At 70.2% G+C, this 25,724-nt stretch carries 24 protein-coding genes, 1 pseudogene and 1 riboswitch; of the genes and pseudogenes, 9 read left to right on the top strand and 16 right to left on the bottom strand.

Features of this window, described 5'->3' with window-relative positions:
• Nucleotides 1-22: 22 nt before the first annotated feature.
• The 4 genes from IH45_RS0109800 to IH45_RS0109785 all read right to left on the bottom strand — a co-directional run bounded on the left by IH45_RS0109800 (nt 23) and on the right by IH45_RS0109785 (nt 4,466).
• Nucleotides 23-1,051 (bottom strand): C40 family peptidase, encoded by a 1,029-nt coding sequence (locus IH45_RS0109800; protein ID WP_030664546.1) that lies wholly within the window; start codon nt 1,049-1,051, stop codon nt 23-25.
• Between the two features lie 262 nt (nt 1,052-1,313).
• Complete coding sequence (locus IH45_RS0109795; RefSeq protein ID WP_032917092.1) at nt 1,314-2,348, bottom strand: C40 family peptidase; 1,035 nt, start codon at nt 2,346-2,348, stop codon at nt 1,314-1,316.
• Nucleotides 2,349-2,818: 470 nt separating this feature from the next.
• Nucleotides 2,819-4,195: an NYN domain-containing protein gene (locus IH45_RS0109790; RefSeq protein ID WP_030664541.1), complete on the bottom strand. Its 1,377-nt coding sequence runs from the start codon at nt 4,193-4,195 to the stop codon at nt 2,819-2,821.
• A gap of 31 nt (nt 4,196-4,226) precedes the next feature.
• On the bottom strand, nt 4,227-4,466 hold the full coding sequence (locus IH45_RS0109785) for a hypothetical protein (RefSeq protein ID WP_030664539.1): 240 nt from the start codon (nt 4,464-4,466) through the stop codon (nt 4,227-4,229).
• Nucleotides 4,467-4,739: 273 nt separating this feature from the next.
• On the opposite strand from IH45_RS0109785, the gene IH45_RS0109775 reads away from it, so the two are divergent.
• Together IH45_RS0109775 and IH45_RS0109770 are read left to right on the top strand one after the other, a co-directional pair.
• The gene (locus IH45_RS0109775) at nt 4,740-5,459 is read left to right on the top strand and encodes a rhomboid family intramembrane serine protease (RefSeq protein WP_030664538.1); all 720 of its coding nucleotides are present in this window, start codon (nt 4,740-4,742) and stop codon (nt 5,457-5,459) included.
• Entirely contained in the window at nt 5,456-5,737 is a 282-nt protein-coding gene (locus IH45_RS0109770; RefSeq protein WP_003982411.1) for an Lrp/AsnC family transcriptional regulator, read from the top strand. The genes IH45_RS0109775 and IH45_RS0109770 overlap by 4 nt, the downstream gene beginning before the upstream one ends.
• Before the next feature lie 79 nt (nt 5,738-5,816).
• Here IH45_RS0109770 and IH45_RS0109765 read toward each other — a convergent pair whose 3' ends face one another.
• The 6 genes from IH45_RS0109765 to ctaE form a co-directional block, all read right to left on the bottom strand.
• Nucleotides 5,817-7,268: an aminotransferase class V-fold PLP-dependent enzyme gene (locus IH45_RS0109765; protein ID WP_030664535.1), complete on the bottom strand. Its 1,452-nt coding sequence runs from the start codon at nt 7,266-7,268 to the stop codon at nt 5,817-5,819.
• A gap of 172 nt (nt 7,269-7,440) precedes the next feature.
• Nucleotides 7,441-7,558: riboswitch (SAM riboswitch) on the bottom strand.
• Nucleotides 7,559-7,643: 85 nt separating this feature from the next.
• Entirely contained in the window at nt 7,644-8,708 is a 1,065-nt protein-coding gene (gene trpD / locus IH45_RS0109760; protein WP_030664533.1) for an anthranilate phosphoribosyltransferase, read from the bottom strand.
• Between the two features lie 147 nt (nt 8,709-8,855).
• Complete coding sequence (qcrB, locus tag IH45_RS0109755; RefSeq protein WP_030664531.1) at nt 8,856-10,493, bottom strand: cytochrome bc1 complex cytochrome b subunit; 1,638 nt, start codon at nt 10,491-10,493, stop codon at nt 8,856-8,858.
• Nucleotides 10,490-11,554 carry a cytochrome bc1 complex Rieske iron-sulfur subunit gene (gene qcrA / locus IH45_RS0109750; protein ID WP_030664529.1) on the bottom strand — a complete coding sequence of 355 codons (1,065 nt, stop codon included), beginning with the start codon at nt 11,552-11,554 and terminating at the stop codon, nt 10,490-10,492. Before qcrA ends, qcrB begins: the two co-directional genes overlap by 4 nt.
• Nucleotides 11,551-12,360 (bottom strand): cytochrome bc1 complex diheme cytochrome c subunit, encoded by an 810-nt coding sequence (gene qcrC, locus IH45_RS0109745; RefSeq protein ID WP_030593208.1) that lies wholly within the window; start codon nt 12,358-12,360, stop codon nt 11,551-11,553. Before qcrC ends, qcrA begins: the two co-directional genes overlap by 4 nt.
• Before the next feature lie 79 nt (nt 12,361-12,439).
• The gene (ctaE, locus tag IH45_RS0109740; RefSeq protein WP_030020850.1) at nt 12,440-13,060 is read right to left on the bottom strand and encodes an aa3-type cytochrome oxidase subunit III; all 621 of its coding nucleotides are present in this window, start codon (nt 13,058-13,060) and stop codon (nt 12,440-12,442) included.
• A 298-nt stretch (nt 13,061-13,358) separates the two neighbouring features.
• On the opposite strand from ctaE, the gene IH45_RS0109735 reads away from it, so the two are divergent.
• Nucleotides 13,359-13,760 carry a response regulator transcription factor gene (locus tag IH45_RS0109735; protein WP_003982401.1) on the top strand — a complete coding sequence of 134 codons (402 nt, stop codon included), beginning with the start codon at nt 13,359-13,361 and terminating at the stop codon, nt 13,758-13,760.
• A 31-nt stretch (nt 13,761-13,791) separates the two neighbouring features.
• On the opposite strand, the gene IH45_RS0109730 is transcribed toward IH45_RS0109735, so the two are convergent.
• The 4 genes from IH45_RS0109730 to ctaC form a co-directional block, all read right to left on the bottom strand.
• A complete protein-coding gene (locus tag IH45_RS0109730) occupies nt 13,792-15,066 on the bottom strand; it encodes a L,D-transpeptidase (protein WP_030664526.1) in 1,275 nt (424 codons plus the stop codon).
• Between the two features lie 107 nt (nt 15,067-15,173).
• Nucleotides 15,174-15,572, bottom strand: a complete 399-nt coding sequence (locus IH45_RS0109725) for a cytochrome c oxidase subunit 4 (protein ID WP_003982399.1) — start codon at nt 15,570-15,572, stop codon at nt 15,174-15,176.
• Nucleotides 15,569-17,299 carry an aa3-type cytochrome oxidase subunit I gene (ctaD, locus tag IH45_RS0109720; protein ID WP_030664522.1) on the bottom strand — a complete coding sequence of 577 codons (1,731 nt, stop codon included), beginning with the start codon at nt 17,297-17,299 and terminating at the stop codon, nt 15,569-15,571. The genes IH45_RS0109725 and ctaD overlap by 4 nt, the downstream gene beginning before the upstream one ends.
• The gene (gene ctaC / locus IH45_RS0109715) at nt 17,296-18,258 is read right to left on the bottom strand and encodes an aa3-type cytochrome oxidase subunit II (protein WP_030593220.1); all 963 of its coding nucleotides are present in this window, start codon (nt 18,256-18,258) and stop codon (nt 17,296-17,298) included. The genes ctaD and ctaC overlap by 4 nt, the downstream gene beginning before the upstream one ends.
• A gap of 281 nt (nt 18,259-18,539) precedes the next feature.
• Here ctaC and IH45_RS0109710 point away from each other — a divergent pair, with 281 nt between their 5' ends.
• Nucleotides 18,540-19,931 carry a cysteine desulfurase/sulfurtransferase TusA family protein gene (locus tag IH45_RS0109710; protein WP_030664519.1) on the top strand — a complete coding sequence of 464 codons (1,392 nt, stop codon included), beginning with the start codon at nt 18,540-18,542 and terminating at the stop codon, nt 19,929-19,931.
• 48 nt (nt 19,932-19,979) lie between these two features.
• Here IH45_RS0109710 and IH45_RS0109705 read toward each other — a convergent pair whose 3' ends face one another.
• A complete protein-coding gene (locus IH45_RS0109705) occupies nt 19,980-20,954 on the bottom strand; it encodes a carbohydrate kinase family protein (protein ID WP_030664516.1) in 975 nt (324 codons plus the stop codon).
• A gap of 141 nt (nt 20,955-21,095) precedes the next feature.
• Between IH45_RS0109705 and IH45_RS01000000143410 the strand changes: the two genes are divergently transcribed.
• A complete protein-coding gene (locus tag IH45_RS01000000143410) occupies nt 21,096-21,341 on the top strand; it encodes a hypothetical protein (RefSeq protein ID WP_032917091.1) in 246 nt (81 codons plus the stop codon).
• 99 nt (nt 21,342-21,440) lie between these two features.
• Nucleotides 21,441-22,973 carry a hypothetical protein gene (locus tag IH45_RS0109695; protein ID WP_030664513.1) on the top strand — a complete coding sequence of 511 codons (1,533 nt, stop codon included), beginning with the start codon at nt 21,441-21,443 and terminating at the stop codon, nt 22,971-22,973.
• 99 nt (nt 22,974-23,072) lie between these two features.
• On the opposite strand, the gene IH45_RS0109690 is transcribed toward IH45_RS0109695, so the two are convergent.
• Entirely contained in the window at nt 23,073-23,426 is a 354-nt protein-coding gene (locus IH45_RS0109690) for a HesB/IscA family protein (RefSeq protein WP_003982392.1), read from the bottom strand.
• A gap of 307 nt (nt 23,427-23,733) precedes the next feature.
• On the opposite strand from IH45_RS0109690, the gene nadA reads away from it, so the two are divergent.
• From nadA to IH45_RS0109675, 3 genes and pseudogenes are all read left to right on the top strand, one after another.
• Nucleotides 23,734-24,921: a quinolinate synthase NadA gene (nadA, locus tag IH45_RS0109685; protein WP_030664509.1), complete on the top strand. Its 1,188-nt coding sequence runs from the start codon at nt 23,734-23,736 to the stop codon at nt 24,919-24,921.
• 420 nt (nt 24,922-25,341) lie between these two features.
• Nucleotides 25,342-25,470 (top strand): annotated as a pseudogene (locus IH45_RS0109680) (type II toxin-antitoxin system prevent-host-death family antitoxin); the annotation flags it as partial.
• Entirely contained in the window at nt 25,467-25,718 is a 252-nt protein-coding gene (locus IH45_RS0109675) for a type II toxin-antitoxin system RelE family toxin (protein ID WP_030664503.1), read from the top strand. The pseudogene IH45_RS0109680 and the gene IH45_RS0109675, both read left to right, overlap by 4 nt.
• Nucleotides 25,719-25,724 lie beyond the last annotated feature (6 nt).

Genomic DNA, 25,724 nt, shown 5'->3' with positions numbered 1-25,724 from the left:
CGTCCCGGGGTGCGGACAGGGGTCAGGGGCGGGTTACGGACGAGATCGGCATCATGCCGACGGGGTCGGACCGCACCCGCGCGCCCGGGTACGGCGCGTGCACCACCTGTCCGTTGCCCACATACATGCCGACATGACTGGCATCGTCCCGGTAGATGACCAGGTCTCCCGGCCTGGCCTGGCTGACCTGAACCTGCCGCCCGGCGCCGCGCTGGGCTTGCGAGGTGCGCGGGATGGCGATCCCGGCGCGCGCGTAGGCCCACTGCATCAGCCCGGAGCAGTCGAAGGCGGACGGGCCGGAGCGCCCCCACGCGTACGGCCTGCCGATCGCCGCGCGTACCGCCTGGACGGCGGCCCCGGAGCGGCCCGAGGGGTGCGCCGCCCCGGACAGGCCGGGCAGCGACCGCCCGACGCCGCGGTTCGCCCGGTCGTAGGCCGCCCGGTCGGCGCCCTTCAGCGCGCTCAGCAGGTGCCGGGCGGCGGCCAGTTTGCGCTCGATGTCCTTCTTGTGGCGGGTGACCTCGCGCCTGCTCGCCTCCAGGTCCGTCAGCTTGCCGGTCGCCGCCCGGCGCTCCTGCTCCAGTCCGCGCTGGGCGCCCTGGAGTTCGCGCAGCTGCCCTGCCTGGTTGCCGTGGACGCGGTCGAGGACGGAGGCCTTGTCGAGGTAGCCCGCCGGGTCCTCGGACAGCATCAGCTTCAGGGCCGGGTCCAGCCCGCCGGAACGGTACTGGGCGGAGGCGACGGCACCGAGCCGGGCGCGCAGCCGGTTGACGCGCCCCTGGCCACGGGCCACCCGGTCCTGCAGGGCGGTGACTTCGGCGCGTAGCTTCCGGGTCCGCTCCGAGGCCCCGTTGAACTCCTCGGTGACCTTCTCGGCCTGCTCGTAGAGAGCGTCGACGCGCGAGGTGACCTCGGCGGGCGCCGGGGCCGGGGCGGCGCTCGCCCCGCCCGCCGACAGGGCCGCGGCCGCGGTGACGGCGGCGGCGGACAGGACGGTGATCCTCGTCGCGCCGGCCAGGCCGGACTGTGAGACACGGCGGTGGGACACCACGAGAGCCGCACTCCCTTCCGTGCAGCCGCTGCCGCCCGGACGGACGGCCGATGACCGGCGGCTGCGAGGGCAGACAGTAACGGCGCCGGTGGCCCGTATCCAAAGACCCGCAACGCGCCCTGCCGGTACGCAAAAAGCCGCCCCGCCGGTGACTGCGCAGGTCACCGGCGGGGCGTGAAGTCAGCGGCAGCCACCGCAATTCGCCCGATCGGGCGGCAGCGGCGGCCGGTCCCCGCGTCGGCGGGAACCGGGCCCGCCCGCGTCAGACGCGGACGCCGAACTGGAAGGGCATGTTGTTGATCGACTCGTAGCGCACGGACGCGCCCGGCTTCGGCGCGTGCAGCACCTGGCCGTTGCCCGCGTACAGGCCGATGTGGTGCAGGTCGCCGTAGAAGAGCACCAGGTCGCCCGGCTTCAGGGCGCTCTGCGAGCCGATCCGGGTACCGGCGTTGGCCTGCGCCTGCGAGGTGCGCGGCAGCGACTGGCCGGCCTGCTGGTACGCCCAGGAGGTCAGGCCCGAGCAGTCGAAGGAGGACGGACCGGTGGCGCCCCACACGTAGGGCGAGCCGATCTTGGAGGCGGCGGCGGACAGCGCGGCGGCGCCACGGCCCGAGGCCGGGGTGTCGTTGCCCAGGTCGGGGCGCTCGTTGCCGCGGCTGGAGCGGTTCTTCTGCTGCTCCTCCTTCTGGAGCGCTTCCTTCTCCTTGGCGGTCAGCGTGTTGAGCAGCTCCTGCGCCTTGGCGAGCTTGCCCTTGATCTCGTCCTTCTTCTCACCCAGCGCCTTACGGGTGTCCGAGAGGTCCTGGATCTTGGACGCGGCCTCCGAGCGCTCCTGCGCGAGCTGCCGCTGCTTGTCCGCGATGGTCTTCAGCTGCTCGGCCTGCTTGCCGCTCAGCTGGTCGAGCGTGGCGGCCTTTTCGAGGTAGGTGTCCGGGTCGCCGGACAGGAACAGCTGCACGGACGGGTCTATGCTGCCGCTGCGGTACTGGCCGGAGGCCACCGAACCGAGGCCCTTGCGGAGCTGGTTCAGCTCTCCCTGGCCGCGGGCGACCTTGTCCTGGAGGCTGTCCACCTCCTTCTGGAGCTTCTCCTGGTCCTCCTTGGCCCCGTTGTACTTCTCGGTGGCCTGCTCCGCCTGCTCGTAGAGCTTGTCGACCTCCGACTTGACGTCTTCCTTCTTCGGCTTCGGGTCGGCGTGCGCGGCCTGGGACGAAAGGGCGACGGCCGCCGCCGCGGTCGCGGTGAGGACGGTCACGCGCGTGCGGCTCGGCTGCTTGGGTCGACGGTGGGACGCCACGGAGGCGAGCTCCTTCTTCCTTCAGCCGCCTACCGGGAGTGGGGGGGTACTGGACCCCGGCTCCGCGCCAACACCGCGGACTCGGCGGTTCCTTCACTGTTCATCCCGGGTGGATGATCAACTGCATGAAGGGTTGAGGCCTGACCTTAGTAACCGACTTGTGATCGCTTCAAATCCTCATCGGAAAAAACTCCCGGATGGTCCTCATCCTTTACCAACATCACACAGGCAGTAGCGGTCACTTGACACTCAGAGACGAACGACAGGCATGCCATGCCTCGTTGATGGGTACACCTTTACCTCCGCCTCGCGCGCCGCACCGGTATCGAACCCCCCGGCGACGCTCCTTCGGAACATACCCCCCACGCCATCCCGAAGGTCCAGCGTTCCGGACAAGTCGTACGCATCGTACGGATCGCACGAACGGACCGTACGACCTCAAACCCCGGCAGCCAGGCCCCGCCGATGCCTCAGATACGGGCAAGCCGCTTGAGCAGCAGGGCGGATGCCACCGGCCGCGCCCCCGCCTTGGCGACGCCGTCGGCCACCTCGCGGTCGGTGGAGACCACCACCACCGGGCGGCCGGGCGGCTCGGCCCGTACGAGCTGGCGGATCAGCTCATCGGCCGTCACACCCGGCTTGCTGAACAGGACCCTTACCCCGCGCGGCGGCGCGAGCAGCACCGGCGCGGCCAGTTCGGCGCCGTCGAAGACGCACGTCATCTCCGCGCCGGTCTGGGCGGCCAGCACCGCGAGGCCGCCCAGCAGCCGCAGCCGCTGCTTGTCCAAAGGCATCGTGGGATAGCCGGTCTTGGTGACGTTGTAGCCGTCCACCACCAGGTGGGCCTGCGGCAGCGCCAGCAGTTGGTCCAGCAGCGCGGGGTCGGTCTCCGACAGCGCGCGCGTGGCGATGTCCTTCGGCGTCATCTTCCCCGGCGCCACGGCGTCCACGGTGTCCGCCGGGTGGGTGTCGGCGGGCGGCAGGGCCAGCTCACGGCGCAGCCCCTGGGCCGCGTCCAGCACGGTGTCCAGCAGCAGCCGCAGCCGCATGTCCTCGACGCTGCGGCCCTCCCGGGTGGCGCGGCGGCTGGCCTCCAGCGACGCCTCGGCCTCCGCGATCCGGGCCTTGAGGCGGCGCGCCTCACTGTCCGCCGCGCTCTTCTCCTGCGCGGCGGCGGCCCGTACGGACTCCGTCTCGGCCGCGGCCTTGCGCGCCGCCGCCTCACCGCGCTTCACGTCGCTGAGCGCGCTGCGCAGCTTGCGCTGCAACGACTCGTTCTCCTTGCGCAGCGCGTCCAGGTCGCCGCGGACGCGCTCGGTCTCGCTCCGCGCCTGCGCGCGCGCCTGCGCCAGCTCCTCGCGCAGCGCCGCCAGCTCGCGCTCCGCTTCTTCATCGGCCCGCTCGGCGCGGGCGCGCTGCGCCTCCTCGCCGGCCGCCGCGACAAGCTTGACCCAGCCCTCGGGGCGCAGCACATAGGCCGCCGCCGCGACATCGAGCGGGTCGGCGGCGGCGGGCGGGGTGCCGCTGTCCAGCGCCTCGGCCAGCTCCGGCTGGGCCTCGCGCAGCCGGCCCGCGATCCGCTGCCGGAAGACCGCGTCGTTCTCCAGCGCGGCGGCCATCGCGTTGCCCGCGAACTTGGCCCGGCGACTGGGGGTGAACCGGGCGTACTGCCGCAGCGGCGGCGGGAGTTCGGCGACCGTCAGGCCGCCGAAGGCCTCCGCGGTGAGCGCCACGACCCGGCGCCGCACGCCCTCGGGCAACGGACGGTCGAGCACCTCGTCCGCCGCGGCCGCACCGGCCTCGGCATCGTGCTCCGCCCCCGCAGGCCCATCTGGACGCTCCACCACTGCTGCATCGCTCCGATCTCAGGCGCTCGACTCAGGCGCTCGCGCCCGGGCGGTCCACCAGCTCGATCTGGTCGACCGCGTTGCACCAGCGGCAGCGCACGGACTCGATGCTCTCACTGCGCACCTCGCGCTCCTCCACCTTCGCCTCCCCGGCCAGGTCGAAATGGAGGTACTCCACGGTCTCGGACCGGCGGGTCACATCGAAACGCGTCAGGTTGCCGCACAGCGTGCAGCGCCACCGGGTCCCGGCCGTCGGCAGGGGAACAGCCATGGTGTCGTCCTCTTTCGTCACGCTCGGGCGAGCGGGGCTCGTGCTGTCGTTCGGGGGCTTCCCGCGGTGCGCCGTCGGACTGCGGAAGTACGCGGGGTACTGCCCGTACCCTACGGCCTGACGCCGGTGCGGCGCGGGCCCTGCCCGGGAGCCGGGACGCGGCGAGGCACTCTGTCCCGAATGCCCCCATTAAGCCATGATCACTTCATGACGGCCCCGCCCCTGATCCCCCGGACGCCCCGCGTCCGCTCGGTGCTGAGCGTGTTCTCCCGCATGACGAACGTCCTGATCGCCGTGTGCTGTGTCCTGTTCGTCATCGGCCCCGCCTCCGGCCTCAACGGCATATACGGCACCGGCGACGCCGTGGTCCAGGCCCAGACCGCCTACTTCGAACGGTGGGGCGTCATCCCGCGCGACCTGTGGAGCGGCTCGCCCCACGCGCTGCTCACCCCGCTGACCGCCCTGTTCCTGCACGGCAGCTGGCTGCACCTGCTGGGCAACGTGCTGTTCCTGTACGTCTTCGGCGGCATGGCCGAAGCCCGGATGGGCCGGCTGCCGTTCACCGTCTTCTACGTCGTGACCGGCTACCTGGCCCTGATGGGCTACGCGGCCGCGCACGCCGCCTCCGGCCAGACCCTGGTCGGCGCCTCGGGGGCGATCTCCGGGGTGCTGGGGGCCTTCCTGTACCTCTTCCCCAGGGCCCGGGTCACCAGTCTCTACCCGTTCCTCTTCTTCCTGCCGCTGCGCTTCCCCGCCTGGATCGTGCTGCTCTTCTGGTTCGTCCTCCAGTGGCTCGCCGCGCAGCGCGACCCCAGCACCCCGGGCGTGGCCTACCTGGCCCATGTCGTGGGCTTCGCCCTGGGCTTCCTCTACGCCTGGGTGCGCTACCGGCCGGCGCCCTGTCCGCCGCGGGACGCCGCCGCGGCCACGGGTAGTGTGGGATCCGCCGGAACGGCGAAACAGCAGGCGACCGAGGGAGAGAGCCAGCCGTGATCACTTCGATCGTGCTCATCAGGACCAGCGTGGACCGCATCCCGGAGATCGCGGAGAAGATCGCCGCGCTGGAGGGCGTCAGCGAGGTCTACTCGGTCACCGGTGCGCACGACCTGATCGCGATGGTGCGGGTCGCCCAGCACGACGAGCTGGCGGACGTGATCCCCGGCCGGATCAGCAAGATCCCGGGCGTCGCCTCCACCGAGACGCACATCGCGTTCCGTACGTACTCCCAGCACGACCTCGAAGCGGCCTTCGCCATCGGCCTGGACGCCTGACCGGAGCCCCGCCCACGCCGCCGGCACCCTGCCGCGGCGCCCGGACAGCGGAGCGCCGCGGCAGGGCGGTCCGTGGGCGCTACGCGGCCGCGGTGTCCGGCACGCAGCGGCCGTCCTCGGTGCGGTAGCTCCACCGCGCGCCGTCCGCGACCAGCTCCTTGACCGCCCGTACGAAGCGGTCCACGTGCTCGTCGGGCGTACCGGCGCCGAAGCTCACCCGGATGGCGTTCAGCGACTTCTCCCCCGGCGCCCCCTCGGGCGCGCCGCACTCGCCGGGGGCCTCGGACTCGGCGCCCAGCAGCGTCCGTACGAGCGGGTGCGCGCAGAACAGCCCGTCGCGCACGCCGATCCCGTACTCCGCCGAGAGCGCCGCCGCGAAGTGCGAGCTGTTCCAGCCCCGGACCACGAAGGACAGCACGCCCACCCGCGGCGCGTCGTCCCCGAACAGCGACAGCACGGTGACCTCGGGCACCTCGGCGAGGCCCGCCCGTACCCGCTCGACCAGGTACTGCTCCCGGGCGACCAGGCTCTCGAAGCCCGCCTCGGTGAGGGCCTTGCAGGCGGCGGCGATGGCGTGGACGCCGATGACGTTCGGCGAACCGGCCTCGTGGCGGGCGGCGGTGGTGTGCCACTCGACGTCCACCCCGCCGTCGTCGCGGCGCGCGACCGTACGGCTGGCGCCGCCGCCCGCGAGGTACGGCTCCGCCTCCTGGAGCCAGTCCGCGCGCCCGGCCAGCACACCGGCGCCGAACGGCGCGTACAGCTTGTGGCCGGAGAAGGCCACCCAGTCCACGTCCAGCTCCGCGATGTCGACCGGGTGGTGCGGGGCAAGCTGGGCGGCGTCCAGCACGATCCGCGCGCCGTGCGCGTGCGCCGCCGCAGCCAGTTCGCGTACGGGCCACAGCTCGCCCGTCACATTGGACGCACCCGTCACGCAGACCAGGGCGTGCTTGCTCCGCTGCGCTCCGCCTCCGCTCTTCTCACAATCCTGGGAAGCGGAGCCCGGCTCGCGCTCCGCGAGCGCCCGCTCCAGCGTGTCCACCGCCTGCCCCGGCGTACGCGGCGCGTCCAGGTACGTCACCTCGACGTCCGCGCGCTGCTCCCAGGGCAGCAGCGAGGCGTGGTGCTCGGTCTCGAAGACGAACACCCGGGTCTGCGCAGGCAGCACGGCGGCCAGCAGGTTCAGCGAGTCGGTGGTGGAGCGGGTGAAGATCACCTGGTCGCCCTCCCGGCACCCCAGGAACCCGGCAACCTCCGCCCGGCTGTTCTCGAACAGGTCGGTGGACAGCTGCGAGAGGTAGCCCGCGCCGCGGTGCACGCTGCCGTAGTACGGGGCGTACGCGGCCACGTCGTCCCAGACGCGCTGGAGCGCCGGGGCGCTGGCGGCGATGTCCAGCGCCGCGTACTCGACCTCGCCGCCGGTGACGAGCGGGACCAGGACGTCGCGCCCCAGTACGGGCAGCGGGGCGCGGACGGCGGCATCGGTGGCGGCAGCGGTGGTGGCAGCGGTGACGGCGGCGGAAACAGGCATGACGAACTCCCGTGCAGGCAAGGCGACTTCGCTGCGGGGCCCACACGCCGAAGCGGGGCCGACCGGCAGCGGTGAAAGGAAAAGAGGGTGCGGAAAACGGGGCCCGGCGGCCCTAACGCATTCGCTGCATCATGGGAGATCTCCCTCAAGGACCAGGATCCCTGGCACGAGGGATCCGCGCTTGCCGCAGACCTCGCTGCCTGCGGCCTGGTCATCACCCGGGGCACCCCGCCACGGACGGAGGGTTGCCGGACAGCGGGCCGGGGCCGTAGTCGCTGTCACTCGTGACCTGCGCAGCATCATGCCACACGGACAGACGTGCGCAAGGCCCGGTCCGCATCCCGGACCGGGCCCCCTCGTCACACCACCGTCGTCTCAGGCGTTGCTGGCCGCCACCCAGCGCTCCAGGGCCCGGCGGGCCGCGCCGGAGTCGATGGCCTCGGCGGCCCGCTCGATGCCCGCCGCGATCTGCTCGGCCAGCGGCGCCCCGGACGGCGCCAGCGCCACCAGCGCCGCCGCCGAGTTCAGCAGCACCGCGTCGCGCACCGGCCCCTCCTCGCCGCCCAGCAGGCGGCGCGCCACGTCCGCGTTGTACGAGGCGTCGGCGCCGCGCAGCGCTTCCACGGGCACCAGGCCGATCCCCACGTCCCGGGGGTCGAAGGTCTCCTCCCGTACGGCGCCGTCGCGGACCACCCACACCTTCGAGGTGGCGGTGGTCGTCAGCTCGTCCAGCCCGTCGTCGCCCCGGAAGACCAGCGCCGAGGAACCGCGTTCGGCCAGCACGCCGGCCAGGATCGGGGCCATCCGCGCGTCGGCGACGCCGGTGGCCTGGGCGCGGACCTTCGCGGGGTTGGTCAGCGGGCCCAGTACGTTGAAGGTCGTACGGATGCCCAGCTCGCGCCGCGCGGCGGCGACGTGCCGCAGCGAGGGGTGGAACTTCACCGCGAAGCAGAAGGTGATGCCGGCCTCCTCCGCCACCTGGACGACCCGGCGCGGCGTCAGGTCGAGATTGACGCCCAGCTTCTCCAGCACGTCGGAGGCCCCGCTGGCAGACGAGGCGGCGCGGTTGCCGTGCTTGACGACCTTCGCGCCGGTGCCGGCCACCACGATCGAGGACATGGTGGAGATGTTGACGGTCTTGGCGCCGTCGCCGCCGGTGCCGACGATGTCCACGCTCGGGCCCGGCACCTCGATGAGGTTGGCGTGCGCGTACATCGTCCGGACCAGGCCGGAGATCTCCGCGACGGTCTCGCCCTTGGCGCGCAGCGCCACCGCGAACCCGGCGATCTGCGCGTCGGTGGCCTCGCCGCGCATGATCCGGTCCATCGCCCACGCGGTGTCGTCGGCGCTGAGGTCACGGCCCTGGAGGAGGGCGTCCAGTACGGCCGGCCAGGTGTGGGCCGCCACGCTGTCGCCGCCGTTCGGGGTCGCAACGTTCATGGTCCACACTCCTGGATTCGTGTCCTGCTGATGCGCAAAACCCTATCCGGCGCGCGGGCATGCCGAAGGGCCCCGTCCAGTCTCTGGAAGGGGCCCTCTGGGTGGCGTACTTACGCGGTGGTACTGCCGTGCGTCACACGGCGGGGATCAGTGGTGGCCGTGGCCGCTGGTGATCTCCTTGTACTCCTCCGGGGTCGGCTTCGGGATGACGTTGTCCTCGCCGTAGTAGCCCTTGGAGAGCTTGGCGCGGAGCTTCGTCGACCGCTTGACCTTCCGCTCGACACCGTTCTCGTCGACCTCCGGGCCGATCTCGAACGGCTTGGGCTGCTCGTGCTGGGTGAGCGTGTGCAGCTGCTCCTGGTTGAGCGGCTCGTGCACCTCGATGAACTCACCGTGCGGCAGCCGCTTGATGATGCCGGACTCGCGGCCGTGCAGCACCTTGTCGCGGTCGCGGCGCTGGAGGCCCAGGCAGATCCGCTTGGTGACGATGAAGCCGAGCACCGGGCCCGCGAAGAACGCGATCCGCACGAACCAGGTGATCGAGTTGATCGACAGGTGGAAGTGGGTGGCCCACAGGTCGTTGCCACCGCCGATCAGCATCACCAGGTACGCGATCAGCCAGGCCACACCGAAGCCGGTGCGGGTCGGGGCGTTGCGCGGGCGGTCCAGGATGTGGTGCTCGCGCTTGTCACCGGTGACCCAGGACTCGACGAACGGGTAGACCGCGATCGCCACCAGCACCAGCGGGAAGATCAGGATCGGGATCAGCACACCGAAGTTGATGGTGTGGCCCCAGATGTCCCACTCCCAGCCGGGCATCACACGGACCAGACCCTCGGCGAAGCCCATGTACCAGTCGGGCTGGGCGCCGGTGGACACCTGGTCGGGCCGGTACGGGCCGATCGCCCACACCGGGTTGATGCTGGCGACCGCCGCGATCACCGAGATCACGCCGAAGACCAGGAAGAAGAAGCCTCCGGCCTTGGCCATGTAGACCGGCAGCAGCGGCATGCCGACGACGTTCTTGTTGGTCTTGCCGGCACCCGGGAACTGCGTGTGCTTGTGGTAGAAGACCAGGATCAGGTGCGCCACCAGCAGACCCAGCATGATGCCGGGCAGCAGCAGGACGTGCACCGTGAAGAACCTCGGGATGATGTCGTGCCCCGGGAACTCCCCGCCGAAGATGAACATCTGCAGGTACGAGCCGACCAGCGGCATCGCCAGGATGACACCCTCGATGAACCGGACGCCGGTGCCGGAGAGCAGGTCGTCCGGCAGCGAGTAGCCGGTGAAGCCGGTGAACATGCCGAGCACCAGCAGCAGGAAGCCGAACAGCCAGTTGACCTCGCGCGGCTTGCGGAAGGCGCCGGTGAAGAACACCCGCATCATGTGCACCATCATGCCGCCCAGGAAGACCAGGGCCGCCCAGTGGTGGATCTGCCGGATGAGCAGACCGCCGCGCACGTCGAAGCTGATGTCCAGCGTCGACTCGAACGCCTGCGTCATCCGGATCCCGTGCATGGGCACGTACGAGCCGTGGTAGGTCACCTCGGCCATGCTCGGGTGGAAGAACAGCGTCAGGTAGACACCGGTCAGGATGATGATGATGAAGCTGTAGAGGCAGATCTCGCCCAGCATGAAGGACCAGTGGTCCGGGAAGATCTTGCGCATGTTGGACTTGGCGAGGCTGTAGATGCCCAGCCGGCCGTCCGCCCAGTCGGCGATCCGCTCGCCCCGCGGCGCCTGGCCGCGGCGCGTGGTGGTCGCGCTCGTCTCGTTACTCATCCGCGCTCCCAGAAGCTCGGGCCGACGGGCTCCGCGAAGTCGCTTACGGCTTCGAGGAAGCCGTCCTTCACCGTGATGTGCAGCTGCGGCAGGGCGTGTCCGGCAGGGCCGAAGATGACGCGTCCGCCGTCGGACAGGTCAAAGGTCGACTGGTGGCAGGGGCACAGCACGTGGTGCGTCTGCTGCTCGTACAGGCTGATCGGGCAGCCCACGTGGGTGCAGATCTTCGAGTACGCGACGATGCCCTCGTGCGACCAGTCCAGTTCCTGCTTGTCCTTGATGTTCTGCGGCTGGATCCGCACGAGCATCAGGGCGTCCTTGGCGATCTTGGTGTTGAACTCCTCGTCGTCCTCCTCCAGGCCCTCGGGCTTGGCGAACGTCAGGGAGCCGACCGCGATGTCCTCGGGACGCAGCGGGAGGTTGGTGGACTGGTTGACCAGGCGTACGCCCTTCTTCCAGCCCGTCGAGCGCAGCTTCTTCTCCGGCAGCGGACCGAGGTCGCGCAGCAGCACGACGCCGGACAGCGGCACCACGGCCAGCGCGCCGAACATGGTGTTGCGGATCAGCTTGCGGCGGCCGAAGCCGGACTCCTTGGCACCCTGCCGGAAGTCCTCCATGACCTTGGCCTTGACCTCGGGGGTCGCCTCGATCGGGTGCCGGTCGTCGGCGACCTCCTCGTCGGACATCAGCGTGCGGGCCCAGTGGACCGCGCCGGCGCCGATGCAGAAGAGGGCCACGCCCAGCGTCAGGCCCAGCGCGAAGTTCAGCGCGCTGACGTGGCCGAACGGCCAGACGTAGACGATCTTGTCGACCGGGAAGATCACGTACGAGGCGATGAACCCGATCGTCGCCAGCATCGACACCGTGAACAGCAGGGCGACGGTGCGCTCGGAGCGCTTCGCGGCCTGCTCGTCGATGTCCTGGATGCGGTGCTCGTGGGGCGGCAGCCCCGGGTCGGCGAAGGGGTTGTCCGCCGGTTCGACCGCGCCGCCGTGAGCCGTGTCCCGCTCACCGGGGAGGTTCTTTTCTGGCACGTCTTCGTGTCGTCCAGTCTCACTCATGACTTCTTGGCCTTCGTAGTCCGGGCTGCGACCCAGATGGCGACCGCGATCAGCGCGCCCAGGCCGGCGATCCAACCGAAGAGGCCCTCGACGACAGGTCCGATACCGCCCAGGTCCATACCACCAGGGCTGGGGGTGTCGTCGCTGTTGACGGCGCCGAGGTAGGACACGATGTCCTTCTTGTTCTGCGGGGACAGCGAGCCGTCGCCGAAGGAGGGCATGTTCTGCGGGCCGGTTTCCATGGCCTCGTAGATGTGCTTCGGGTCCACGCCCTCAAGCGTCGGTGCGAACTTGCCGTTGGTCAGGGCACCGCCCTTACCGGTGAAGTTGTGGCACTGCGCGCAGTTGGTACGGAACAGCTCACCGCCCTTGGCGATGTCCGCGCCGTCCTTGCTGTACTGGTCCTTGTTCGGCACGTTCGGACCGGCACCCAGCGACGCGACGTACGCGGCGAGCTGGTCGATCTCGGCCTGGCTGTAGATGTTCTTCTTCCGCGGCACCTGGGCGCCGGGCTGCTGCGCCGGCATCCGGCCGGTACCGACCTGGAAGTCGACGGCGGCGGCGCCCACGCCGACCAGGCTCGGGCCGTCGGAGGTGCCCTGACCGCCGGTGCCGTGGCAGCTGGCGCAGCCGACGGCGAAGAGCTTCTTGCCCTCCTTGATGGCAAGAGACTGGGCGGTGTCATCGGCCTGAGCCTTGTCCGCAGGCGCGAACGCGGCGTACAGCCCCCCAGTGACCGCCAGCGCGAAGAGTAGGACGACGAGCGCCGCCAGCGGATGGCGCCGTCGTGCGGAGAGCTTTTTCACGGATTACCCCGGTGTCAGGATCTTCTGCGTCGATGCTTTGGCTATGTCTGTCTGAAATGCGGTTCCGGTACGGGACCGGTCACCGGATCAGGTAGATCGTGGCGAAGAGGCCGATCCAGACGACATCGACGAAGTGCCAGTAGTAGGACACGACGATGGCCGCGGTGGCCTGTTCGTGGGTGAACCTCTTGGCCGCGTACGTCCTGCCCAGGACCAGCAGGAAGGCGATGAGTCCGCCCGTCACGTGCAGTCCGTGGAAGCCGGTGGTCAGGTAGAACACCGAGCCGTACGGGCCGGACGAGAGCGAGAGGCCCTCTTCCTTGACCAGATCGGTGTACTCGAAGACCTGACCGCCGATGAAGATCGCACCCATGATGAAGGTGATCACGAACCAGGTCCGGAGCTTCTTGACATCGCCGCGCTCGGCGGCGAACACACCGAGCTGGCAGGTCAGGGAGCTGAGCACCAGGATCGTGGTGTTGGTCGCGGAGAACGGAAGATTCAGCGCATCGGCGGATTCCTTCCAATACTCGGTCCCGGTCACCGATCGGAGGGTGAAGTACATCGCGAAGAGGGCCGCGAAGAACATCAGCTCGGAACTCAGCCAGATGATGGTTCCGACGCTGGTGAGGTTCGGCCGATTGACCGACGGGTGCGCGTGCCCGGTTTCTACTGTCGTTGCTGTCGCCACGACCGACATTATGTCGGTCGCTTATCCCGCCCTCACTCCGGGGGGTGCCGTTCGGTGTGTCAAGGGCGTATGCCCTGCTCGTACGGCCCACTCCGGCCGTCGCCCGAAGGAGGTAGGCGCTGCCCGCCGGGTGGCCGCGCACCCCCGCTGTGACCAGTCCTGACGGCCCGTCGGCCAGATCGGGGATCATGCCGAACCCTCCTGCGCACGGCCGTACGAGCAGTAGCATCCGCGCAGGAGGCACCTCCCGGCGGCGGCCGGGCGTGGCCCCGTCCGAAACCGTACTGCCGAGATGCGTGGAGGAACGATGCAGGCGACTGCCACGGTGCTGGTCTACAGCGACAACGCCGACACCCGCGAGCAGGTACGGCTCGCGACGGGCCGCCGGCCTGCCGCGGACGTGCCGCCGGTGGAGATCCTGGAGTGCGCGACCCTGCCCGCCGTCCTGGAGGCCCTGGAGCAGGGCGGGATCGACGCGTGCGTGCTGGACGGGGAGACGGCGCCGGCCGGCGGCATGGGCGTGTGCCGGCAGATCAAGGACGAGATCTTCCACTGCCCGCCGGTGCTGGTGCTCATCGGGCGCCCGCAGGACGCCTGGCTGGCGACGTGGAGCCGCGCGGACGCCGCTGTGACGCACCCTGTGGACCCGGTGGAGTTCACGGACGCCCTGGCCGGGCTGCTGCGCCGCAGGCTCCTGACGGGGGCCTGAGCGGCCGCCTGAGGGCTCTCCTGAGGAGCCCTCAGACCTGGGGGCGCAGCCGGGCGGCATTCTCGGGTCCCGGCCGCTGCTCCTGCTCGCCCGTGGTGCTGGGCTTGTTCTTGTCCAGCGCGCTGCCCGCGCGCCACTTGTCCCACGGCATGTTCCAGTCGCCGAAGCCGTTGTCGAAGGGCGTCATGGTCTCGCCGCCGCTGTTGACGACCTTGACGAGATCGCCGACCCGGACGGTGTCGAAGAACCACTTGGCGTTCTCGGTGGACATGCCGGTGCAGCCGTGGCTGACGTTGGCGGCGCCCTGCGAGCCCACGGACCAGGGCGCCGCGTGCACGTATTCGCCGCTCCATGTCACCCGGGTGGCCCAGTAGACGGGCAGGTCGTAGGAGTCCGAGCTGCCGGACGGGATGCCGATCGTGTCGCCGCGCATCCGGACGAAGCCCTCCTTGCCCAGGACGACCTTGGTGCCGTTGCGGGTGGAGTAGCCCGGCTTGCCGGTGGTGACGGGGATGGTGTTGATCACCTCGCCGTTGCGGGTGACCGTCATGGTGTGCGCCCCGGCGTCCGTGACGGCCTCCACCCGCTCCCCCGTCCGCAGCTTCACGGGCTTGGCGGGGCCCCCGTACAGCCCGCCGGCGATCTTCAGGCCCTCCAGGTTGCTGTGCACCTCGACGGCGGCGTGCGCGGGCCAGTACTCCTTCGGGCGGAAGTGCAGCGTCTTGCTGTCGACCCAGTGCCAGGAGCCCTCGACGCGCGGGGTGGACTCGACCTTGAGCGCACCCTCCACGACCGCGCGCGCCTTGGGGTCCTTGACCGGCTTGCTCAGCTGCGCCGTGACGGGCTGTCCCACCCCGTACGTGCCGTTGTCCGGACCGAACTTGACGTTCAGCCGGTCGCCGGTGTCCTTGGTGTCGATCTGGAGGATCTTGCGGCCGGGCGCGCCGTCCTCGTCCTCGGTGCTCACCCGCACCGTGTAGCGCGTGCCCGCGGCCAGCGGGACGGTGGTGTGCCACTGCTTGCCGTCCGCGGCCAGTTCGCCCCTGATGTAGCGGCCGGAGGCGTCGGTGGCGGTCACGTCCGTGATCCGGGCCTCGTCACCGGTGGTGGTGATCTCCAGCGGCTTGTCCGGGTCGGCCTTCTCGTCGCCGCCGGGCGCGTTGGCCGAGATCTGCCCGGCCGCGTCGTACGGCGCTTCCGAGAGCGGGTCCGCGTCCGAACCGCCGCAGGCGGTGGCGCCCGCCGCCAGGAGCGCCAGCGAGAAGGCGCAGCCCAGCGCCGTCCGGTGGCGTGGTCTGTGGCTCATGCCTTCAAAGTAGGAAGGTTCACCGGACGCGGCGCGCTGGAGGACTGCAAACGGGCGGGCCCGGACACCTGGGGAGGTGTCCGGGCCCGCCCGGTGCGGAAACCGCGTTACTGCGTGCGGTTCTCACCGCGGTAGTACTCGAAGACCCAGCCGAACAGACCGATCAGGATGATCGGGGCCGAGAAGTAGAGCAGCCACCAGCCGAAGACGACGCCCAGGAAGGCGAGCGCGCCGCCGAATCCCAGGGAGAGCGGCTGCCAGCTGTGCGGGCTGAAGAAGCCCAGCTCGCCGGCGTCGTCGGAGACCTCGGCCTCGTCGTTGTCCTGCGCTCCGGCGTCCACCCGCCGGGCCGTGAAGGCCAGGTAGTAGCCGATCATGATGCACAGACCGAAGGCGAGGAACAGCGCGGTGGTGCCCGCCGGCTCCTTCGACCACACGCCATAGACGATCGCCATGGCGAGGACGAAGACGGAGAGCCAGATGAACATCTTGCCCTGGATCTTCACTTGCCGACCTCCTTGCCGCCGAGCAGCGCCGTGTCCTTCTGGCCCTCGTTCTCGATGGCTTCCAGCGCCGCGATCTCAGGGTGGTGCAGATCGAACGCCGGGGATTCCGAGCGGATGCGCGGCAGGGTGAGGAAGTTGTGCCGCGGCGGCGGGCAGGAGGTCGCCCACTCCAGCGAGCGGCCGTAGCCCCACGGGTCGTCGACCTCGACCTTCTTGCCGTACTTGGCCGTCTTCCAGACGTTGTACATGAACGGCAGCATCGACAGGCCGAGCAGGAACGAGGCGATCGTCGAGATCGTGTTCAGCGTGGTGAAGCCGTCGGCGTTCAGGTAGTCCGCGTAGCGGCGCGGCATGCCCTCGGCGCCCAGCCAGTGCTGGACGAGGAAGGTGCCGTGGAAGCCGACGAACAGCGTCCAGAACGTGATCTTGCCGAGGCGCTCGTCCAGCATCTTGCCGGTGAACTTCGGCCACCAGAAGTGGAAGCCGGCGAACATCGCGAAGACGACGGTGCCGAAGATGACGTAGTGGAAGTGCGCCACGACGAAGTACGAGTCCGAGACGTGGAAGTCCATCGGCGGCGAGGCCAGGATGACGCCGGTCAGACCACCGAAGGTGAAGGTGATCAGGAAGCCGACGGCCCACAGCATCGGTGTCTCGAAGGACAGCGAGCCCTTCCACATCGTGCCGATCCAGTTGAAGAACTTCACACCGGTCGGTACCGCGATGAGGAATGTCATGAACGAGAAGAACGGCAGGAGGACGCCGCCCGTCACGTACATGTGGTGCGCCCACACGGTGACCGAAAGGCCCGCGATCGAAATCGTCGCCGCGATCAGACCGATGTAACCGAACATCGGCTTCCGGGAGAAGACCGGAATGACCTCGGAAATGATGCCGAAGAACGGCAGCGCGATGATGTACACCTCGGGGTGTCCGAAGAACCAGAAGAGGTGCTGCCACAGCAATGCGCCGCCATTGGCCGCGTCGAATACATGCGCCCCGAATTTACGGTCCGCCTCCAGGGCGAACAGCGCGGCGGCCAGGACCGGGAAGGCCAGCAGGACCAGCACACCGGTCAGCAGGACGTTCCAGGTGAAGATCGGCATGCGGAACATCGTCATGCCCGGAGCGCGCATGCAGATGATCGTGGTGATGAAGTTGACCGAGCCGAGGATCGTACCGAAGCCGGAGAAGGCCAGACCCATGATCCACATGTCGGCGCCGACGCCCGGCGAGCGGACCGCGTCCGACAGCGGCGAGTAGGCGAACCAGCCGAAGTCGGCCGCGCCCTGCGGGGTCAGGAAGCCGGCCACCGCGATCAGCGAGCCGAAGAGGTACAGCCAGTACGCGAACATGTTCAGCCGCGGGAACGCCACGTCGGGCGCGCCGATCTGCAGCGGCATGATCCAGTTCGCGAAGCCGGAGAACAGCGGCGTCGCGAACATCAGCAGCATGATCGTGCCGTGCATCGTGAACGCCTGGTTGAACTGCTCGTTCGACATGATCTGCGTGCCGGGACGAGCGAGCTCGGCGCGCATCAGCAGCGCCATCAGGCCGCCGATGCAGAAGAACGCGAACGAGGTGACCAGGTAGAGCGTACCGATGGTCTTGTGGTCAGTGGTCGTCAGCCAGCTCACCACGACGGCGCCGGGAGACTTCTTGCGTGCGGGCGGTGCTGCCTCAGCCGTTGCGGCGGCGGCACCCTGAGGTTCGTTGAGGATGCTCACTTGTTGTTGGTCTCCGCGTTCCTGGCGTGATCCGTCTGCTTGATGCCCGACGGCAGGTAACCGGTCTGGCCCTTCTTCGCCAGGTCCTTCAGGTGCTCCCGGTACTTCTCGGGGGAGACGACCTTGACGTTGAAGAGCATCCGGGAGTGGTCGACGCCGCAGAGCTCGGCGCACTTGCCCATGAAGGTGCCCTCCTTGTTGGGGGTCACCTCGAAGACATTGGTGTGGCCGGGGATGACGTCCTGCTTCATCAGGAACGGCACCACCCAGAACGAGTGGATGACATCACGCGACGTCAGGACGAACTGGACCGTCTCGCCCTTGGGCAGCCACAGCGTCGGGCCGGGGTTGCCGGTCTGCGGGTTCCGCGTGCCCGGGATGCCCTCGTCGTACACGCCGTCGGCGCCGGCGGGGACGTTCTTCTTCCACTTGTCCGGGATCGCGGAGAGTTCCTTGGAGTTGATGTTCGTGGTGTCGGCCTTGCCGTCCACGTTCTCCAGGTAGTTGAACGCCCAGCTCCACTGATAGCCCACCACGTTGATGACGTGGTCGGGCTTCTTGGAAGTCTTGAGGAGTTCGCTCTCATCGCGCGCGGTGAAGTAGAAGAGCACCGCGATGATGATGAACGGAACGATGGTGTACAACGCCTCGATGGGCATGTTGTACCGCGTCTGTGCGGGGACCTCCACCTTGGTCCGGCTGCGGCGGTGGAAGATCCAGCTCCAGATGATCAGGCCCCACACCAGCACGCCCACTGCGAGGGCGGCGGCCCAGGAGCCCTGCCAAAGGGAGAGGATCCGCGGCGCCTCTTCAGTAGCCGGATTGGGCATGCCGAGGTTGGGAAAGTCCTTGTATGTGCAACCGGTCGCGGTTGCCAGGACCAGTCCCGCAGCCAGCACCTGCGGCAGCTTCCGCCGCATCGGGCGCCGCGACGAGCGGTCGGAGCCGTTGGGACTCACGTAGCGCCTTCCCGAGAGTCTCGCCCGCGAGACCGGCTGCGGCCGTCTCGCTGGTCGGTCGCCGGCCCTGGCACGGGCAGGGGTTTGGATGTTTATGCGGACCAAACCCTACTGGACGCTATTTGGGGTCGCGCGGGGAGGGTGCCCAACGCGCCGCACCGCCCTCCGAAGGGGTGGCTGCGGCATCCGGGGGACGGCCCCCGCGCCCCGGAATGCCGGGCTCCGCCGGTCATCTGACGCCGTGCCCGGCCCCCGGATCCGGACGCGCTAGCGTCAGGGGCGTGTCCTACTTCGATGCCGCCTCGGCCGCTCCCCTGCACCCGGTCGCCCGTGAGGCCCTGCTCGCCTCGCTCGACGAGGGCTGGGCCGACCCGGCCCGCCCCTACCGGGAGGGCCGCCGCGCCCGGCTGCTGCTGGACGCGGCGCGGGAGGCCGCGGCGGAGGCCGTCGGCTGTCGACCCGACGAGCTGGTTTTCACCCCTTCGGGGACGCAGTCGGTGCATTCGGCCATGTCCGGCACGCTCGCCGCGCGTCGGCGTGTCGGCCGCCATCTGGTCCACTCCGCGGTGGAGCACTCCTCCGTCCTGCACGCCGCCGCGGCCCACGAGGCGGCGGGCGGCACGGTGACCGAGGTCGGTGTGGACCGTACGGGCCGGGTGGCCGCCGGGGACCTCGCCGCGGCGCTGCGCCCGGACACCGCACTGGCCGTCCTGCAGTCCGCCAATCACGAGGTGGGCACCGAACAGCCCGTGGAAGAGGCCGCCGCGGCCTGCCGGGAGGCGGGGGTGCCGCTGCTGGTGGACGCCGCCCAGTCGCTGCCCTGGGGCCCGGTGGGCGGCGCCTGGTCGCTGCTGACGGGCAGCGCGCACAAGTGGGGCGGGCCGCCCGGCGTGGGGCTGCTGGTCGTCCGCAAGGGCACCCGGTTCGCGCCGCAGGGCCCGCAGGACGAGCGCGAGTCCGGCAGGGTACCGGGCTTCGGGAACCTGCCCGCCGTGGTCGCGGCAGTCGCCTCGCTGCGCGCCGTACAGGCCGGGGCGGCGGCCGAGGGAGCGCGGCTGCGGGAGCTGGTGGACCGTATCCGGGCCCGGGTGGCCGATACGGTGCCGGACACCGAGGTCGTCGGCGATCCGCTGCGCCGGCTCCCCCACGTGGTGACCTTCTCGTGTCTCTATGTCGACGGAGAGACCTTGCTGCACGAGCTGGACCGGGCGGGCTTCTCCGTCTCGTCCGGCTCGTCCTGTACGTCCAGCACACTGACGCCGAGCCATGTGCTGCGGGCGATGGGCGTACTGTCCGAGGGCAACGTACGGGTGTCGCTGCCGTCCGGCACCGCGGAGGCCGACGTCGACCGCTTCCTGGACGTCCTCCCGGAGGCGGTCCGTTCCGTACGGGAGCAACTGGGCGCCCCGTCGGCCGCCGAACCGCGAGCGGCCGGACCGGAAGCCGCCGCCGGGCCGGTCGTGGACGCGCTCGGCAAGCGCTGCCCGCTGCCCGTCATCGAACTGGCGAAGGTGATCGGCGACGTACCGGTGGGCGCCACGCTGACCGTCCTGGCGGACGACGAGGCGGCGCGGCTGGACATTCCCGCGTGGTGCGAGATGCGGGGCCAGGAGTACGTGGGCGAGCGGGCGGCGGAGCGCGGCGCCGCGTATGTGGTGCGGCGCCGGGTCTGAGCGAAGCGGCGGGCCACTCCGGGCCCGCCGCCCCCTACCCCGGCCGGATCAGACCAGATGCGCCCGGATGTCGTCCGCGGCCTCGTGGCCGTACGCCTTGGTGAAGCGGTCCATGAAGTGGCTGCGGTGCAGCTCGTACTCCTGGGTGCCGACGGTCTCGATGACCAGGGTGGCCAGCATGCAGCCGATCTGCGCGGCGCGCTCCAGGCCGACGCCCCAGGCCAGGCCGGACAGGAAGCCGGCGCGGAAGGCGTCGCCGACGCCGGTCGGGTCGGCCTTGGCCTTCTCCTCGGCGGTGCCGACGACGATGTCCGGCTCACCGGCCCGCTCGATGCGCACGCCGTCGGCGCCCAGCGTCGTGACCCGGGTGCCGACCTTGGTCAGGATCTCCTCGGAGGTCCAGCCGGTCTTGGACTCGATCAGGCCCTTTTCGTACTCGTTGTTGAAGAGGTACGCGGCGCCCTCGGTGAGGGTGCGGATGCCCTCGCCGTCCATCCGGGCGATCTGCTGGGAGAAGTCGGCGGCGAAGGGGATGCCGCGGGTGCGGCACTCCTCGGTGTGGCGGACCATCGCCTCGGGGTCGTCCGCGCCGATCAGGACGAGGTCCAGGCCGCCGACGCGCTCGGCGACGGTGTGCAGCTCGATCAGCCGCGCCTCGCTCATCGCGCCGGTGTAGAACGAGCCGATCTGGTTGTGGTCGGCGTCGGTGGTGCACACGAACCGGGCGGTGTGCTTGACCTCGGAGATACGCACCGAGCGGGTGTCCACGCCGTGCCGGTCGAGCCAGGCCCGGTACTCCTCGAAGTCGTTGCCGGCCGCGCCGACCAGGATCGGCGCGGTGCCGAGCTGGCCCATGCCGAAGCAGATGTTGGCGCCGACGCCGCCGCGCCGTACGTCGAGTTCGTCGACCAGGAAGGAGAGGGAGACCGTGTGCAGCTGGTCGGCGACCAGCTGGTCGGCGAAACGGCCGGGGAAGGTCATCAGGTGGTCGGTGGCGATGGAGCCGGTGACTGCGATACGCACGACGGGTCTGCTCCTGCGGGAGGCGGAAGGACGGGACGGACGTTGGTCAACGGTACCGGGTGTCCTGATCTCCCCCCACCAGGCGAAACTACCCCTTAGTAGGGCTTTCTTCGCGGTCCGCCGCATGCATACGGTGACCGCATGACCAAGCATGTGAAGGGCGTCACACCCCGTTCGTCCGGCGTTCGCGCCGTCGCCTCCCGCCGCTCCCCCGGCTCCGCCGAACCGGAGTCGATGGCCCAGCTGCTGGGCGACTGCGCGCGGATGGCGCCGCACTGGCGCAGCGGCCCCCAGCCGCCGCCCGCACCCGCCCGCGAGCTGCACGGCATCACCGTCCCCGCCTCCTCCGCTGCCCTGGTCGACGGGATGTCCGAGTACGGCGACTGAGACCCCGGGGAACCGCGGACGCACCGGCTCCGTCCAACCGGCGTCCTCCCCACGGAGGAGGGCACGTCAGTTGTTCAGCGGAGCCGAAGGAGCGAAGCGGTGAGCACCGAGGACACCTCCCCCGCGTCCGGCGGGGAGCATTCCACCGACGATACGCAGGAGACCACCGCCCGGCGCCGGCGCAGCCCGCTGATCGCGGCCTCGGTGGCCGCGGCCGTGCTGCTGGCCGGCGGCGGCGCGGCGTACTGGGCCTCGACCGCCTCCGGCGGCGGGGACAGCGGCGCCGGCGCCCGCCCCGAGGGCGGCCCGCCGCCCCTGGCCCTGGACGGCTACGCGACGGGCAAGGGCACCGGCTCGCACGCCGGGATCGCCCCCGGCGAGCCCGACCCGCAGGGCTCCGGCTACCGGGCGACCGGCAAGCTGCCCGAAGGCCCCGCCTCCGCCCCCGTCTACCAGCCGCGCGGCCAGGTCTCCGAGGAGGCGGTGGCCAAGCTGGCGAAGGCCCTGGACCTGCCCGGCAAGGTCCGCTCGGACGGCGACTCCTGGAAGGTGGGCGGCCTGACGCGGGACGCGCGCAGCCCCGTCCTCCAGGTGGCCAAGGGCGGCTCGGGCGCGTGGACGTACTCGCAGTACGGCACGCCCAACGGGACCGGCTGCGCGGAGACCGCGCCCGGCAAGGGCTCGGACGGCTCGCAGGCGAGCGGCCCCGGCTGCCCGTCGCACCAGGACGGCACCAGCGGCGACTCCGGTGAGAAGGACGCCGTCTCCCCGGAGAAGGCGAAGCAGGCCGCGCAGCCGGTGCTGGCGGCGCTCGGCCAGAAGAACGCCAAGCTGGACGCGAGCGGACTGTCCGGCGCGGTACGGACCGTGAGCGCGAACCCGGTGGTCGGCGGGCTGCCCACATACGGCTGGCAGAGCGACATCCAGGTCGGCTCGGACGGCCAGGTCGTCGGCGGCAGCGGCCAGTTGGCGCAGCCGGTCAAGGGCGACACGTACCCCGTACAGAGCGCGGAGAAGACGCTGGAGCGGCTGAACGCCGCGCACGGCGGCGCGAACTCCGGCACCGGCGGCTGCGCGACGGCCGAGCCGCAGAAGCAGGACAAGGCCGACGGCCAGGGCGCCGAACCGTGCGTGGGCAACGCCTCCGCGCGCAAGCCCGCCGACGTGACCGGCGCGACCTTCGGGCTGTCGATGCAGTACGTCAGCGGCCGCCCGGCACTGGTGCCCTCCTGGCTCTACAAGGTGCAGCGGGCGGGCGGCGGTACGGTCACGCACCCCGCGGTCGACCCGAAGTACGTCAAGAAGGGCGACGGCGGCACTTCCGCGCAGCCGCCGAGCAGCGGAAAGCCGTCGGGCAAGGCCGGGGCGATGGGCCTGGAGTCGTACGAGGTCAGCGCGGACGGCAAGTCCCTGAAGCTGCACTTCTGGGGCGGCGTGTGCAGCACGTACTCGGCGACCGCCGAGCAGACCGGCAAGAGCGTCAAGGCCGAGGTCATCGGCAAGGACAAGAAGCCGAACCAGATCTGCGTGAAGATGGCGAAGGAGTTCACGCAGACGGTGCCGCTGGAGAAGCCGCTGGCGGGGCGGGATGTGGTCGATGCGTCGACCGGGAAGGAAGTTCCGGCGAAGTAGCGGCCGCGGTTTCGTACGCGTACACGACAACGGCGGCGCTCCCCTCACAAGGGGAGCGCCGCCGTCGTACGCGCTGACGCGCTGGTCCGGGCCTACGACTCAGTTGAACGAGTCGCCACAGGCGCAGGAGCCCGTCGCATTCGGGTTGTCGATCGTGAAGCCCTGCTTCTCGATGGTGTCGACGAAGTCGATGGAGGCGCCGCCCAGGTACGGGGCGCTCATCCGGTCGGTGACGACCTTGACGCCGCCGAAGTCCTTGACGACATCGCCGTCCAGCGACCGCTCGTCGAAGAAGAGCTGGTAGCGCAGTCCGGAGCAGCCGCCGGGCTGAACGGCCACCCGCAGCGCGAGGTCGTCGCGGCCTTCCTGCTCCAGCAGGGCCTTCACCTTCGACGCGGCCGCGTCGGACAGGATGATGCCGTCACCGACGGTGGTCTCGTCCTGAACGCTCATCTAGATCTCTCCCGGGTTGTACGGACCGCTTGCCCTCGGCTGGAACAGCCGGGGCCCCGGATTCATTCCGGCTGGGCGCGACGTGTTGTGGAGCCTTTCGTCTTTCATGCTCGCACACCGGTGGACGGACGCGGACGGTGGCGGTTGTGAGGATCGATACGGGGATGCGTCACATCGACACGATGGCCATCGTCAAACTGACGTGAAGCGGTTATGATAGATAACGTCAAACCGACGAAAAGGGTCCCGGCGCCACCAGCACCGGCGCCCGGGTGCGGCGATGTCCGCGCCATGACGAAAAGAGAGGGTGCGTGTCGTGACCACCGCCCAGCCCCTGGACGTCCAGCCGACCCCGCTCGCGCTGCTGCTCCTCGGCCGTGAGGCCGACCCCAAGAGCGAGCGCGGCGTGGACTGCCCCGGTGACCTGCCGGCTCCGTCCGACCCCGGTCTGGTCGAGCGCGCCCGCGCCGCCAAGGCGAAGCTCGGGGACAAGGTCTTCGTCCTCGGCCACCACTACCAGCGCGACGAGGTCATCGAGTTCGCGGACGTGACCGGCGACTCCTTCAAGCTGGCGCGCGACGCGGCGGCCCGCCCCGACGCCGAGTACATCGTCTTCTGCGGTGTGCACTTCATGGCCGAGTCGGCCGACATCCTGACCACCGAGGACCAGCAGGTCGTGCTGCCCGACCTGGCCGCCGGCTGCTCCATGGCCGACATGGCCACGGCCGAGCAGGTCGCCGAGTGCTGGGACGTGCTCACCGAGGCCGGCGTGGCCGAGCAGGTCGTCCCCGTCTCGTACATGAACTCCTCCGCCGACATCAAGGCCTTCACCGGCAAGCACGGCGGCACGATCTGCACCTCGTCCAACGCCAAGCGCGCGCTGGACTGGGCCTTCGAGCAGGGCGAGAAGGTCCTGTTCCTGCCCGACCAGCACCTGGGCCGCAACACCGCCGTACGCGACATGGGCATGTCCCTGGACGACTGCGTCGTCTACAACCCGCACAAGCCGAACGGCGGCCTCACCGCCGAGCAGCTGCGCGCGGCCAAGATGATCCTGTGGCGCGGCCACTGCTCCGTGCACGGCCGCTTCTCCCTCGAATCCGTCGAGGACGTACGGGCCCGCATACCCGGCGTGAACGTCCTCGTCCACCCCGAGTGCAAGCACGAGGTCGTGGCGGCGGCGGACTACGTCGGCTCCACGGAGTACATCATCAAGGCCCTGGAGGCCGCCCCGCCCGGCTCCAAGTGGGCCATCGGCACCGAACTCAACCTCGTCCGCCGCCTGGCCAACCGCTTCGCCGCCGAGGACAAGGAGATCGTCTTCCTCGACAAGACGGTCTGCTTCTGCTCCACCATGAACCGCATCGACCTCCCCCACCTGGTCTGGGCCCTGGAATCCCTGGCCGAGGGCAAGGTCGTCAACCGCATCCAGGTCGACCCGGAGACGGAAAGCTTCGCGAAGCTGGCGCTGGAGCGGATGCTGGCGCTGCCGTAGGGCGGAGGTGCGCCTCTGACGCGTGAAGCCGTGACCTGTGCGGGGCCGGTGCCGGATGTGTCCGGCACCGGCCCCGCGGCTTCTTCAGCGGCAGGTCCGCCATCTCGCTCCTCTCCGTCCCGTCTTCAACCGTGGGACGGAGGAACCCCTGTTGAGCGTCGCGCCGCGGAGTGACGATGGTGACGCATCCCGTAACCACCGGGTGCCCATGTGCGTCAAAGGGGACGATGAATCATGTGCCATCGCACTGCGCAACCCGCCACGGCACGCCCGTGCGAATCATCGCGCGCGGCCGCAAGAAAGAGGGCTTTTAGCCGTACCGGCTCCCCTCGACCGGCCCCGTTTCCGCACGGGATCATCACCACCCCGTGGCGTGCGGAACCTACGGTTCTGCACATGGAAGACATGGTGCCGACCACCCCCCAGGAGCTCGCCGATCCGGAGGACGCACTGGCCCTGGCCCAGTACCGCGCACGCCAGGCATCCGGCGAGACCGCAGGCGTGCCGCACGACGAAGTACGCGCCCGGCTCGGGCTGGAACGCGGGTGACGTACGGGATCACCTGGAACCCGGCCGCCGTCGACGCGGCTGCCCGGTTCCTCAAGGATGACGTCGACGGATTGCGCCGGCTGATGGACGCCGTCGACCTGCTCGCCATCCAGCCGCACCCCGCGGAGACCACCGAGTACGGTTCTCCCGGCCTCCGGCGTATACATGTCGGCCGCTACCGGGTGCTGTACGAGGTCACCGAAGCCACCGTCGCAATCGTGGTCATCCACATCGGCCGCCTCGGCTGACGGCGA

This window comes from Streptomyces rimosus subsp. rimosus (assembly GCF_000720725.1).
Lineage (GTDB): Bacteria > Actinomycetota > Actinomycetes > Streptomycetales > Streptomycetaceae > Streptomyces > Streptomyces rimosus_A.
Note: the sequence above shows the minus strand (reverse complement) of the source record. Positions and strands in the feature narration are given on the sequence as shown.